The organism is Enterobacillus tribolii (assembly GCF_003363015.1).
Taxonomy (GTDB): Bacteria; Pseudomonadota; Gammaproteobacteria; order Enterobacterales; family Enterobacteriaceae; genus Enterobacillus; species Enterobacillus tribolii.
This window is the reverse complement of record NZ_QRAP01000008.1, coordinates 76,815-88,973: the sequence shown is the minus strand read 5'-3', so window position 1 is coordinate 88,973 and position 12,159 is coordinate 76,815. Positions and strand designations below refer to the sequence as shown.

12 protein-coding genes are annotated in these 12,159 nt (G+C 59.8%); 9 read left to right on the top strand and 3 right to left on the bottom strand.

The window, feature by feature from the left end; translation table 11 throughout:
* Positions 1 to 83: 83 nt before the first annotated feature.
* From C8D90_RS16540 to modC, 4 genes are all read left to right on the top strand, one after another.
* Positions 84 to 245 carry an AcrZ family multidrug efflux pump-associated protein gene (locus tag C8D90_RS16540; RefSeq protein WP_115459575.1) on the top strand — a complete coding sequence of 54 codons (162 nt, stop codon included), beginning with the start codon at positions 84 to 86 and terminating at the stop codon, positions 243 to 245.
* Positions 246 to 474: 229 nt separating this feature from the next.
* Positions 475 to 1,242, top strand: a complete 768-nt coding sequence (modA, locus tag C8D90_RS16535; RefSeq protein ID WP_115459574.1) for a molybdate ABC transporter substrate-binding protein — start codon at positions 475 to 477, stop codon at positions 1,240 to 1,242.
* Positions 1,242 to 1,931 carry a molybdate ABC transporter permease subunit gene (gene modB, locus C8D90_RS16530; protein ID WP_115459573.1) on the top strand — a complete coding sequence of 230 codons (690 nt, stop codon included), beginning with the start codon at positions 1,242 to 1,244 and terminating at the stop codon, positions 1,929 to 1,931. The genes modA and modB overlap by 1 nt, the downstream gene beginning before the upstream one ends.
* A 6-nt stretch (positions 1,932 to 1,937) precedes the next feature.
* The gene (gene modC, locus C8D90_RS16525; RefSeq protein WP_115459572.1) at positions 1,938 to 3,011 is read left to right on the top strand and encodes a molybdenum ABC transporter ATP-binding protein ModC; all 1,074 of its coding nucleotides are present in this window, start codon (positions 1,938 to 1,940) and stop codon (positions 3,009 to 3,011) included.
* Positions 3,012 to 3,053: 42 nt separating this feature from the next.
* Here the strand turns inward: modC and C8D90_RS16520 are convergent, their stop codons facing one another.
* The 3 genes from C8D90_RS16520 to bioA form a co-directional block, all read right to left on the bottom strand.
* Complete coding sequence (locus tag C8D90_RS16520; protein ID WP_115459571.1) at positions 3,054 to 3,872, bottom strand: pyridoxal phosphatase; 819 nt, start codon at positions 3,870 to 3,872, stop codon at positions 3,054 to 3,056.
* 113 nt (positions 3,873 to 3,985) lie between these two features.
* Positions 3,986 to 5,749, bottom strand: a complete 1,764-nt coding sequence (gene ggt, locus C8D90_RS16515) for a gamma-glutamyltransferase (RefSeq protein ID WP_115459570.1) — start codon at positions 5,747 to 5,749, stop codon at positions 3,986 to 3,988.
* A 194-nt stretch (positions 5,750 to 5,943) separates the two neighbouring features.
* Positions 5,944 to 7,233 carry an adenosylmethionine--8-amino-7-oxononanoate transaminase gene (bioA, locus tag C8D90_RS16510; RefSeq protein ID WP_115459569.1) on the bottom strand — a complete coding sequence of 430 codons (1,290 nt, stop codon included), beginning with the start codon at positions 7,231 to 7,233 and terminating at the stop codon, positions 5,944 to 5,946.
* 94 nt (positions 7,234 to 7,327) lie between these two features.
* On the opposite strand from bioA, the gene bioB reads away from it, so the two are divergent.
* From bioB to C8D90_RS16480, 5 genes are all read left to right on the top strand, one after another.
* Positions 7,328 to 8,368 carry a biotin synthase BioB gene (gene bioB / locus C8D90_RS16505; RefSeq protein ID WP_115459568.1) on the top strand — a complete coding sequence of 347 codons (1,041 nt, stop codon included), beginning with the start codon at positions 7,328 to 7,330 and terminating at the stop codon, positions 8,366 to 8,368.
* The gene (bioF, locus tag C8D90_RS16500; protein WP_115459567.1) at positions 8,365 to 9,516 is read left to right on the top strand and encodes an 8-amino-7-oxononanoate synthase; all 1,152 of its coding nucleotides are present in this window, start codon (positions 8,365 to 8,367) and stop codon (positions 9,514 to 9,516) included. Before bioB ends, bioF begins: the two co-directional genes overlap by 4 nt.
* On the top strand, positions 9,500 to 10,261 hold the full coding sequence (bioC, locus tag C8D90_RS16495) for a malonyl-ACP O-methyltransferase BioC (protein ID WP_115459566.1): 762 nt from the start codon (positions 9,500 to 9,502) through the stop codon (positions 10,259 to 10,261). The genes bioF and bioC overlap by 17 nt, the downstream gene beginning before the upstream one ends.
* Positions 10,254 to 10,931, top strand: coding sequence for a dethiobiotin synthase (gene bioD, locus C8D90_RS16490; RefSeq protein ID WP_115459565.1), 678 nt, complete (start codon positions 10,254 to 10,256; stop codon positions 10,929 to 10,931). The genes bioC and bioD overlap by 8 nt, the downstream gene beginning before the upstream one ends.
* Positions 10,932 to 11,395: 464 nt before the next feature.
* Positions 11,396 to 11,923 carry a helix-turn-helix transcriptional regulator gene (locus C8D90_RS16480; RefSeq protein ID WP_115459564.1) on the top strand — a complete coding sequence of 176 codons (528 nt, stop codon included), beginning with the start codon at positions 11,396 to 11,398 and terminating at the stop codon, positions 11,921 to 11,923.
* Positions 11,924 to 12,159: the final 236 nt, after the last annotated feature.

Sequence of the window (12,159 nt, the reverse complement as noted above, 5' to 3'; positions counted from 1 at the left end):
TAATATTCACGAATTGCGTTGTAGCAGGCGGCGGTGTTGCGTGATAGCGGCGTCTGTAGAAGACATCAAATGAGGCAACCCCTATGTTCGAATTGTTGAAAAGCCTGGTTTTCGCCGCGTGCATGGTTCCTGTGGTCATGGCGGTGATTCTGGTTATGATTTATGGCCTGGGTGAATTGTTCAATATCATTTCCGGTATTGGTCACTCAGAGAAGCGCACTGATTTATCGAAACGATCTCATTGATCGCCGATGATTTCCATTTCATAAGACACCCGGCCCGGCGCCGGGTGTTTTTTTATCTGTCCCCGTTCAGGGCTACCTCTTTATAGGTGCCCGGTGCGAATAAAAAGCAAACGTGTGTGACGCAGGTAAAGTCTTAAGACTTTCAGCCGATAAAGTCGGTGACAGCGATCTTTGTTACGTCATATAATTTTTTATACAGCGTAGTATGATTTCAACAATGGGGTACATGATGAAGGGATGGAATAAACTGTTTGCCGGCGCCGTACTGGCGCTGGGGATCAGTCAGGGTGCGCAGGCGCAGGATAAAGTCACCGTATTCGCCGCCGCATCGCTGACCAACGCACTTCAGGATATTGCCGCGCAGTATGAAAAAGGTAAGGACGTAAAGATCGTCTCCTCTTTTGCTTCTTCTTCCACGCTGGCGCGCCAGATTGAAGAGGGCGCACCGGCTGATATGTTCATTTCCGCCGATCAGAAATGGATGGATTACGCCGTTGATAAAAAACTGATCGTGGAAAATACCCGTTTCACCCTGCTGGGTAACGATTTGGTCCTGGTCGCTTCCCCGTCGTTCAAAACCGACAAAGTTACCCTGAATAAAGAGACAGACTGGAAATCACTGCTGAATGGCGGTCGCCTGGCCGTTGGCGACCCGGATCACGTACCGGCGGGCATCTACGCCAAAGAAGCGCTGCAAAACCTGGGGGCCTGGGATGCGCTGTCGCCGCTGATGGCGCGTGCTAACGACGTGCGCGGCGCGCTGGCGCTGGTTGAGCGCGATGAAGTGCCGTTGGGCATCGTTTATGGCTCCGACGCCGTCGCCAGCAAGAAAGTGCACGTTGTAGGTGTTTTCCCCGAAGGTTCCCACAAGCCGGTGGAATACCCGATGGCGATCGTGAAAGATCACCAGACGCCGGCAGCGACGGCATTCTACGACTACCTGCGCACGCCGGAAGCCGCAGACGTGTTTAAACGTTACGGGTTCAGCCCGCGCTGATGATGCTAAGTCCCTATGAATGGGAGGCGGTGACACTGAGCCTCAGAGTCTCGGTGATCGCCGTCCTCTTCAGCCTGCCTTTTGGTATTGCGGTGGCGTGGGTGCTAGCCCGTTGCCGCTTCCCCGGAAAAGCCCTGCTCGACAGCATCATTCATTTGCCGCTGGTTTTGCCGCCGGTGGTAATTGGCTACCTGTTGCTGGTGGCGATGGGGCGTCGCGGTTTTATCGGCGAATGGCTGTATGACTGGTTTGGTTTCAGCTTCAGCTTCAGCTGGCGCGGCGCCGCGCTGGCGTCGGCGGTGGTGGCGTTTCCGCTGATGGTGCGTGCTATCCGGCTGGCGCTGGAAGCGGTGGACCGCCGGCTGGAGTTGGCGGCGCGTACGCTGGGCGCCAGTCCATTACGCGTATTCTTCACCATTACGCTGCCGCTCTCTTTTCCCGGCATCCTGGCCGGTACCGTGTTGTCGTTTGCCCGCTCGCTGGGCGAGTTCGGCGCAACCATCACCTTCGTTTCCAACATTCCGGGCGAAACCCGCACTATCCCCCTGGCGATGTACACGTTGATCGTCACGCCGGGCGCGGAGGCCGATGCAGCCCGCCTGTGTATCATTGCGATTGTGCTGTCATTGTTGTCGCTGTTGATGTCGGAATGGCTCGCCCGCTGGAGCGAGCGCCGGTTGGGAGGGTAACGCAAGATGCTGGAACTGGATTTTAGCCAGCGCCTTGGCGACCTGGCGCTGGAAGTGAACGTTACGCTGCCGGGGCGCGGCATTACCGCCGTTTTCGGCCTGTCCGGCGCGGGAAAAACCTCCCTGATTAACGTGATCGGCGGCCTGACCCGGCCGCAACGCGGCAGGGTGGTGCTGAACGATCGCGTGCTGGTGGACTGTGAACGCAAGATTTGCCTGCCGCCGGAAAAACGGCGCGTCGGCTATGTGTTTCAGGATGCCCGCCTGTTTCCGCATTACCGTGTCCGGGGCAATCTGGAATACGGCATGGCAGCGGGGATGCGCGGCCAGTTTGACGATATCGTCGATCTGCTGGGCATCAGGCCGCTGCTCACCCGTTTTCCGCGTACGCTTTCCGGCGGTGAAAAGCAGCGGGTGGCGATCGGCCGCGCGCTGCTGACCGGGCCGGAAGTGCTGCTGATGGATGAACCGCTGGCGTCGCTGGACTTACCGCGCAAGCGGGAGCTGATGCCGTATCTGGAACGACTGGCGCACGACGTCAACATTCCCATTCTGTATGTCAGCCACAGCATGGATGAAATCCTGCGCCTGGCGGAGCAGGTGGTGGTGCTGGACGCGGGCAAGGTTCGCGCCGCGGGGCGTTTGGAAGAGGTGTGGGCCAGCAGTGCGTTGCGTCCCTGGCTGCAAAAAGAGGAGCAGACCAGCGTGCTGAACGTGCGGGTGCTGGAATCGCATCCCCGTTACGCCATGACGTCCCTGGCGCTGGGCGATCAGCACCTGTGGGTCAGCAAGCTTGACGCGCCGGCGGGAACGCCGCTGCGCATCCGCATCAACGCCAGCGACGTGTCGCTGGTGCTGGAGGCGCCGCACAACAGCAGCATCCGCAATATTCTGGCGGCGCAGGTGACGGAGTGCCTGGACGTTGATGATCAGGTCGAGGTCAAACTTCAGGTCGGCGACAGCGTACTGTGGGCCAGGGTCACGCCCTGGGCGCGCGATGAGCTGCACCTGAAGCCCGGCCAGTGGTTGTATGCCCAGATTAAGAGCGTTTCCATCAGCCGTGAGAATTTAGCGGAGTAAACGGCTTCTGCCCCGCGCTCTGCGGGGCAGAAGCCGCGTCTTTTACAGCACGTTGCGCTTCAGGAAATTGGCGATGGAAGGTTCTTCGTTGCCGCCGATGACCTGAGCCGCGCGTGCTTTTACGGCGTCATCGCTGTTGCCCATGGCAACGCCCAGTCCGACGGATTCCAGCATACTGATATCGTTGAAGTTATCGCCGAAAGCGACGATTTCCGACATCGCGATGCCGCGAGAGGCGGCATACTCTTTCAGCCGTTTCCCTTTGCTGTTGCCCGCCTGCGCAATATCGACCTGATCGTGCCAGGACCACTCGCAGGCCAGCCCCAGTTCCTCTTCAATCCCTGCGGCAAACGCGCGCAGCTTGGCGATATCTTCGTCCGTGGTGGCGAATTTCCAGATGGCGTGCACCTGCTCGGCGGCCTGTGACAGGCTGGGCACCTGCAACAGATTGGGGCGCTGGTTCTCCGGCAGGCTTTCCGCCCAGGCATGAGAGCGGATGATGTGACCGCTGGATTGCTGGTAAAGCATCGCGTCATCCACGTACATCATGCTGTGAATGTCATTGTTTTCCAGCCGTTCCAGCACCTGACGGGCCTGATCGGCCTTCAGCGGATCGGCGGCCAGAACCTTGCGGTTCGGGTAATCGTACAGGTAAGTGCCGTTGCAGCAAATGGCCGGTGTCGTGAGGTTCAGCGTCTGATAGAACGGATGAATGGCGACATGGTGGCGGCCGGTGACGATCATGACTTCCAGCCCGGCGTTGCGGGCCTGTTCCAGTACGGCGAGGGACTCGGGCAGGATCTGTTTACGGGCGGTAAGCAGTGTGCCGTCCAGATCGAGCGCGATCATGCGGTAGGTCATGGGGGTTCCTTAGTCAGTAAAAAGCATTCCCGAATGTTACACCGTTGAGCGGCCGGGAACAAAAGCAAAGGCGGGAAGAAACGGCGCGACCCGGTGGCCGCGCCGGTAAGATCTTAATAACCGATGGCGGCGCCCGCCGGGCGGCGAACGTCATTGGCGCCGTAGATATACCCTTCGCGCACGAGGCCGGAAACGGCGGCGTCGTTGCCCGAACTGGCCGGGGTTACGCCGGCGGCGCCCGGAAGCCCGACCATGATCAGCTCTGCGGCGCCCCACGGCGTCTGCTCCACCAGCTTATAGCCGCGTGACGTGAGCAGCGCCCGCGTATCCGGCGACAACCCACGCTGCTCAAAATACACTTCGTCCGGCAGCCATTGATGGTGAATGCGCGGGGCATCGACCGCCTCCTGCGGCTGCATACCGTGATCGATCACGTTCAGCACCGTTTGCAGGGTAATGCTGATGATGCGCGATCCGCCGGGCGAACCGACGACCATAAACACCTTACCGTCTTTGGTCACCAGGGTCGGCGTCATGGAAGAGAGCGGGCGTTTGCCGGGCGCGATGGCGTTGGTGGCCCCCTGTACCAGGCCGTACATGTTTTGCTCGCCCGCTTTCACCGTGAAGTCATCCATTTCATCATTGAGCAAGAACCCGGTATCCGGCGCCATCACCGCAGCACCGAAGCGGCCGTTGATGGTATAGGTGGTGGATACTGCGTTCCCCTGACGATCCACGATGGAGTAGTGCGTTGTTTCGGGCTTCTCATGCGGCGCCATGCCGGGCTGAACCTGTTCCGACGGCGTGGCCTGTTCCGGCTGGATCTTCTTGCGGATCTCCGCCGCATAGTCCTTGCTCAACAGTTTTTCCGTTGGGTTTTTCACAAACGCCGGATCGCCGAGAAACGTGTTGCGATCCATATAGGCATGGCGCATGGCTTCCGTCATCAGGTGGATCGTTGCAGCGGAGTTGAAACCGCTGGCTTTCAGATCGTAGCCTTCCAGAATGTTAAGCGTTTCGCACAGGGTGACGCCGCCGGAGCTGGGCGGCGGGGCGGAAATGAACTGATACCCGCGGTAAGTGCAGCGAACGGGGGCGGTTTCCGCGATACGGTAGTCGGCGAAGTCTTTGGCCGTCAGTACGCCGCCGCCTTTTTTCGCCGCCGCTTCGACCGCAGCAGGGATCTTGCCGTGATAGAAAGCTTCAGGGCCGCGTTTGGCGATGGCTTCCAGCGTGTTGGCCAGGTCGGTCTGGACCAGACGATCGCCGGGCTGCAGCGATGAACCGTCTTTGCGCAGGAAAATTCGCGCAGCGACCGGATCTTCGCGCAGGCGTTTGGTGGTGGTGTCCAGAATATCGGTGTCGGCGCGGGTCAGAATGAAGCCCTGGCGCGCCAGCTTGATTGCCGGCTCCATCACTTGGCGGCGCGTCAGTTTGCCGTATTTACGCTGGGCGGTGTCCAGCCCCAGCACGGTGCCGGGTACGCCGGCGGCCAGGTAGCCGTACAGGCTGGCGCCTTTCTTCACGTTGCCCTGTTCGTCCAGATACATACTGGCGCTGGCCGCGGCCGGCGCGGTTTCACGGAAGTTGATGAAGGTATCTTCGCCGTTGGCGAGGTGGATGGTCATGAACCCGCCGCCGCCGATGTTACCGCAGCAGGGGTTTACCACCGCCTGGGCGTAACCGACGGCGACGGCGGCATCGATGGCGTTGCCGCCTTTTTTCAGGATTTCCACGCCGGCCTCTGAGGCGAGGCGCTGGGATGAAACGACCATCCCGTTCTGCGCCTCAACGGCAGGCATAGAGGCGGCGTTCACGCCCGGTGATAACGCCAGGGATAAGGCCGCAGCGGCCAGGGTCAATTGCCATTTCTTCATTAATAATCGCTCCTGTCTGATTCCTGTTTTTCCGTAATGTACCGGTCAGTGGTGCCGGTATTTTTGTCGTGACGGCAAGAAGTGCGTCCGTATTCAGAAAACGAAAAGGGGTAAAGGAGGAAAGTTTCCCCCTTATACAGATTAATGGCGGATTGGCAAATGTGCCTGTTTAACGGAAAAAAATCTTGCGCCGATCAGGTGCGGAAGTGTCCGGGATGATTAAGGGCGTCTGCAACGGCCTGCGTCAGCGCCGTGAGTTGCTCTGGGCTGATGATATAAGGCGGCATCAGGTAAATCAGGTGCCCGAACGGGCGTATCCAGACACCTCGATCGACGAAGAAGCGCTGTAACTGCGCCATGTTTACGGGGGAACGGGTCTCTACCACGCCGATAGCGCCCAGCACCCTGGCTTCCCTGACCTGCGGATGCTCATTAAGCGGCAGTAGCTGACGGCGCAACTGCCGTTCGATTTCCGCCACCTGATCCTGCCAGCGGTTTTCCGCTAACAGCTCCATGCTGGCAACGGCGGCGGCGCAGGCCAGCGGGTTGCCCATGAAGGTCGGCCCGTGCATGAAACAGCCGGCCTCGCCGTTGCTGATGGTTTCCGCCACGCGGCGGGTGGTCAGCGTGGCGGAGAGCGTCATATAGCCGCCGGTGAGGGCTTTGCCCAGGCACAGGATGTCCGGCGTGATTTCCGCATGTTCACAGGCGAACAACTTGCCGGTACGGCCGAAACCGGTGGCGATCTCGTCGGCGATCAGCAGGATGCCGCAGCGATCGCAATATTCCCGTACGCGCTGTAAATAGCGAGGATGGTAAAAGCGCATGCCGCCCGCGCCCTGAACTACCGGCTCAAGTATAACGGCGGCAATTTCGCGCTGATGTTGCGTTAACAGGTCGCCAAAAGCGGCGATATCGCCGTCATTCCACGTTTCCCCGAACGCGCAACCGGGCGCCGGAGCAAACAGATGCTGCGGCAGATATCCCTGATACAAACTGTGCATTGAGTTATGCGGATCGCAGACCGACATCGCAGCGAAGGTATCGCCGTGATAGCCGCGGCTCAGGGTGAGGAAGCGCTGCCGTTTCTCCCCGCGCGCCTGCCAGTATTGCAGCGCCATTTTCATCGCGACTTCGACGGCGACGGAACCCGAGTCAGCCAGAAACACGCATTCCAGCGCTTCCGGCGTTATTGCGACCAGATGGCGGCACAATGCCACGGCGGAAGGGTGCGTAATACCGCCGAACATTACGTGCGACATGTCCGCCATCTGGCGCTCAACGGCCTGATTCAGCTGCGGATGGTTGTAGCCGTGGATCGCCGCCCACCAGGAAGACATGCCGTCAATCAGGCGCTTTCCGTCAGCCAGGATCAGCTCACATCCCCTGGCGGCAGTGACGGGATAGCAAGGCAGCGGGTGGCTCATCGAGGTGTAGGGATGCCAGATATGGCGGCGGTCAAACTCAAGATCGGCACTGTCCATTATTCTTTGTAGTAAACCATTTAAGTGATCATTTGGTTGACAGTATAAGGTTTTTTTCTAAACTGGCGAGACTTTTTCTCGTGGAGATATCGTCGTGACCGAACGTACTCACTGGACGACCGCGCAGGCTATCGCCCTGTTTAATAAACCGTTTATTGAGCTCTTATTTGAGGCGCAGCAGGTTCACCGCCGCCATTTCGATCCGCGTCAGGTTCAGGTCAGCACGCTGCTGTCGATCAAGACCGGCGCTTGCCCGGAAGACTGCAAATACTGCCCGCAAAGTTCGCGCTATAAAACCGGCGTGGCGGCGGAGAAACTGATGGAAGTCGGACGCGTGCTGGACGCCGCGCGCAAGGCTAAAGCGGCGGGATCGACCCGCTTCTGCATGGGCGCGGCGTGGAAAAACCCGCATGAGCGCGACATGCCTTATCTGGAGCAGATGGTACACGGCGTGAAGCAACTGGGCCTGGAGACCTGCATGACGCTGGGCTCGCTTACCGCAGAGCAGGCGCACCGCTTGGCCGGCGCCGGGCTGGATTACTACAACCATAACCTCGACACTTCCCCGGAGTTTTACGGCAACATCATTACCACCCGCACGTATCAGGAGCGGCTGGATACGCTGGAAGAAGTACGTGCGGCGGGCATCAAGGTGTGCTCCGGCGGCATCGTCGGTTTGGGAGAAACGGTAAATGATCGCGCGGGTCTGCTGGTTCAGCTGGCGAACCTGCCCGTGCCGCCGGAGAGCGTGCCGATCAACATGCTGGTGAAGGTGAAGGGAACGCCGCTGGCGGAGAACGAAAACGTCGACGCCTTTGACTTCATTCGCACGATAGCCGTTGCGCGCATCATGATGCCGCGTTCATACGTCCGCCTTTCCGCCGGGCGCGAGCAGATGAACGAGCAAACGCAGGCCCTGTGCTTTATGGCCGGCGCTAACTCGGTGTTTTACGGCTGTAAGCTGCTGACGACGCCGAATCCGGAAGAGGATAAAGATCTGCAACTGTTCCGCAAGCTGGGGCTGAATCCGCAGCAGACGGAAACCGAACGCGGCGACAACCAGCAAGGCCGTCACCTGGCCGAACAATTGCTGCATGCGGATACCGAACTGTTTTATAACGCGGCGCCGCAATGAGCTGGGAGCAACGCATCGGCACGGCGCTGGCGCAGCGTCATGCCGACGGCGCATACCGCACCCGCTGCGTCAGCCGCCAGGGCGGGGGGCGTTTCGTCGAAGTGGACGGGCGGCGCTATCTCAATTTTGCTGCGAACGACTACCTCGGGCTGAGCCGCGATCCGGCGGTGATTGACGCCTGGCAACGGGGCGCGGAACGCTACGGCGTCGGCAGTACGGCTTCCGGCCACGTTACCGGCCACACGGCGGCGCATCAGGCGCTGGAAGAGGAACTGGCCGCATGGCTGGGATTTCCGCGCGCGCTGCTGTTTGTGTCCGGCTATGCCGCGAATCAGGCCGTTATCGGCGCGCTGACGCAGCGCGGTGACAGAATTCTGGCCGATAAACTCAGCCACGCTTCCCTGCTGGAGGCCGCGATGCATTCCCCGGCGGAACTGCGGCGTTTTCGCCATAACGACCCGGACGCGCTGGCGTCTCTGCTCGACGCGCCCAGTCAGGGGCAGACGCTGGTTGTGACCGAAGGCGTATTCAGCATGGACGGCGACGCCGCGCCGCTGGCGGCGTTGCACCAACTGAGCCGCCGGAAGGCCGGTTGGCTGATGGTGGATGACGCGCACGGCATCGGTGTCTGCGGTGAAGAAGGCCGGGGAAGCTGCTGGCGGCAAGGCGTACGGCCGGAAATCCTGGTGGTGACGTTCGGCAAGGCTTTCGGCGTCAGCGGCGCGGCCGTGTTATGCGACGCGCCGCTGGCGGAATACCTGCTGCAATTCGCCCGTCACCTGATTTACAGCACGGCGATGCCGCCAGCTCAGGCGGTCGCGCTTTCCGCTGCGCTGCGACGTATTCGCCGGGGCGATGATCTGCGCGCCCGGCTGCATGCGCATATCGATTTTTTCCGGCATTCCGCGGCGGAGTTGCCTTATTCGCAGGGGGCGTCGGCGACGGCCATTCAGCCGCTGCTCATCGGTGATAATCAGGCCAGCCTGACCCTGGCGGATGCACTGCGCCGCCGGGGGATCTGGGCCACGGCCATTCGCCCTCCCACGGTTCCGCCGGGCAGCGCGCGTCTGCGCATTACGCTGAGCGCCGCCCATGAAGAGCAGGATATCCGTTTACTGCTGGAGGCGCTGCATGACTGCGCTGCATGACAAAGCCGCCATCGCAGCGGCCTTCAGCCGCGCCGCCGCGCAGTACGACCAGGCTGCGCGCTTTCAGCGTCTCAGCGGGGAAAAACTGATGGCTCTGGCGCCGCCCGCCGCCGCCGGGAGCAAGGTACTGGATGCCGGCTGCGGCACCGGCTATTTCAGTCACGCCTGGAGAATGCGCGGGCATTGCGTTACCGCGCTGGATCTGGCGCCGGGCATGCTGGACAAAGCGCGGGAAAACGGCTGCGCCGATCGCTATTTACAGGGGGATATCGAACATCTTCCGCTGGAAGACGCGAGTGTGGATCTGTGCTTCAGCAATCTGGCGGTGCAATGGTGCACCTCGCTGAAGGCTGCGCTGAAAGAAATGCACAGGGTGACCCGTCCGGGCGGAAAGATCCTGTTCAGCACGCTGGCGGAGCACTCTCTGCGCGAGCTGCGCGAAGCCTGGTCGCAGGTGGACGATCGGCCGCACGTTAACCATTTTCTCAGTGCTGAAGCGATTGCGGATGCCTGCCGGCCTTACCCGCACCGGCTTTATCAGCACACGGAAACCGAATTGTTCAGCAGCGTGCCCGGCGTGCTGCACAGCCTGAAGGGGATTGGCGCTACGCACCTGCACCAGGGGCGACACCCCGGCCTGAGCGGCCGGCAACGCATGGCGCACCTGCTGGCGGTTTATCCGCAACGGCAGGGGAAATATCCCCTGAGCTATCAATTAATTCTGGGAGTAATAGAACGTGAGTGAAAGATGGTTTTTGACCGGAACGGATACGGAAGTGGGGAAGACGTTCGTCAGTTGCGTGCTGCTCGAAGCGGCGAAACGGGCAGGGAAACGGGCTATCGGCTATAAGCCGGTGGCTTCCGGCAGTGAGCGCGGCCCTGAAGGGCTGCGCAACGGCGATGCGCTGGCGCTGCGGGCGGCTTCATTCCCAATGCCTGATTATAACGACATCAATCCTTATACCTTTGCCGAACCGACGTCGCCCCATATTGCCAGCCGCGCGGAGGGAATGGCGGTTGATACCGGGGTTATGTCCGCGGGGCTGGCCTCCCTGAGCCGGCAGGCAGACTGGGTATTGGTGGAAGGGGCCGGCGGCTGGTTCACCCCGCTTTCGGATACCGTACTTTTCTCCGACTGGGCCAGGATGGAACGCCTGCCGGTGATTTTGGTCGTCGGCGTAAAGCTGGGGTGCATCAATCATGCGCTGCTGACGGCGCAGGCTATTCAGCAGGCCGGGCTGCATTCCGGTGGCTGGATCGCCAACTGCGTGATACCCCCCGGCGCCCGCCATAAAGAATATATGGCGACGCTGCGTATGTTGTTACCGATGCCCCTGCTGGGTGAAATTCCTTTTCGCCCCGGCGCGGATCCCGCTTCACTGACCTCATTTCTCGAGCTTCCCCGCACGCTTTAATGCACATACATACGCCGCGCAAAAAGAACGCGCGGCGTTTCGCCGCTTTTCAATTTGATAGTTTTTCCCCGTCGATGGCCGCGTTAGATTGCCCCGGTGTTTTTCATTGCATGTCAGGTTGTCAGTTGACAACTTTCATCTGTCTGTTTTACGCTAAGGACGAACTATGAGACCCGTACATCCAAAGAAAGAGATTGAACGTTCGCTACGTTATCTTGAGCAGCAGGGCTGGCGTGTTGAGCCGGGCGGGAGTCATGCGTGGGGAAAAGTGTTTTGTCCTTATCCCGGCGAGCGCTGCCGTTGCGGTGAGTTTTGCATATGTTGTGTCTGGTCAACGCCCCGCTGCGCGGAGCTGCATGCCAGGCAGCTTTGCAGAGTGGTAGAACACTGTGCCATCCACCAGGGCACGCCCGGCCAAAATGAGGTTCATCAGAACCGGATGTCTGAAAAGAGGAGAACAACGGATGGCTAATTTTGAGTTTACGCTGATATTTTCATTGCCGGATGCCGAAGCCGATCCCGCCGCTTATATAGAAGCGCTGGGAGCAGGCGGATGTGATGATGCATTGATCGGCATCGGGCTGAATGGCCGCATTGCCCTGAATTTTAACCGTGAGGCGGAGGATGCGGCGGCGGCGATTTCCAGTGCGATCGTTCAGGTTCGCGCAGTGATTCCGGGGGCTGTGCTGGCGGAGGCGTCACCGGATTTCGTCGGCCTGACCGACATTGCTGATTTGCTCGGTTTTTCCCGGCAGAACATGAGAAAAATCATGGAGCAGGGCGGGTATGCTTTTCCTGCGCCGCTGCATCAGGGAAAAACGGCGATTTGGCACCTGGCCAGCGTGTTACGCTGGCTGAAAGAGCGTAAACGCTGTGCGGTTGACGCCGGCCTGCTGGAACTGGCGCAAACGACGATGCAGTGTAATCTGTACCGGGCGGCGAGGGATATGGATACGGGCCTTCAGCGTAATATTGCCGGTTGGTTGAGGTAAGTCAGTATTTTTTCCAGAGAATAAGCGTTGAAATTCGGGTCTGGCAGGAAAAAGTATGGCAACAGCATATTATCCTTACTTATTAAGTGAAATTTGCTCTGCTTATCCTTAATAAATGTCAGGAGGAGATCGGCGTGACCTGCGCCTGGATTAATGAAGTAAGACGTCTGTGATTGGACGTTGGGCAGCAAAATCATAGCGTAGCCGCCAGGGGAAGGCGCTGCCGACATCCGGCG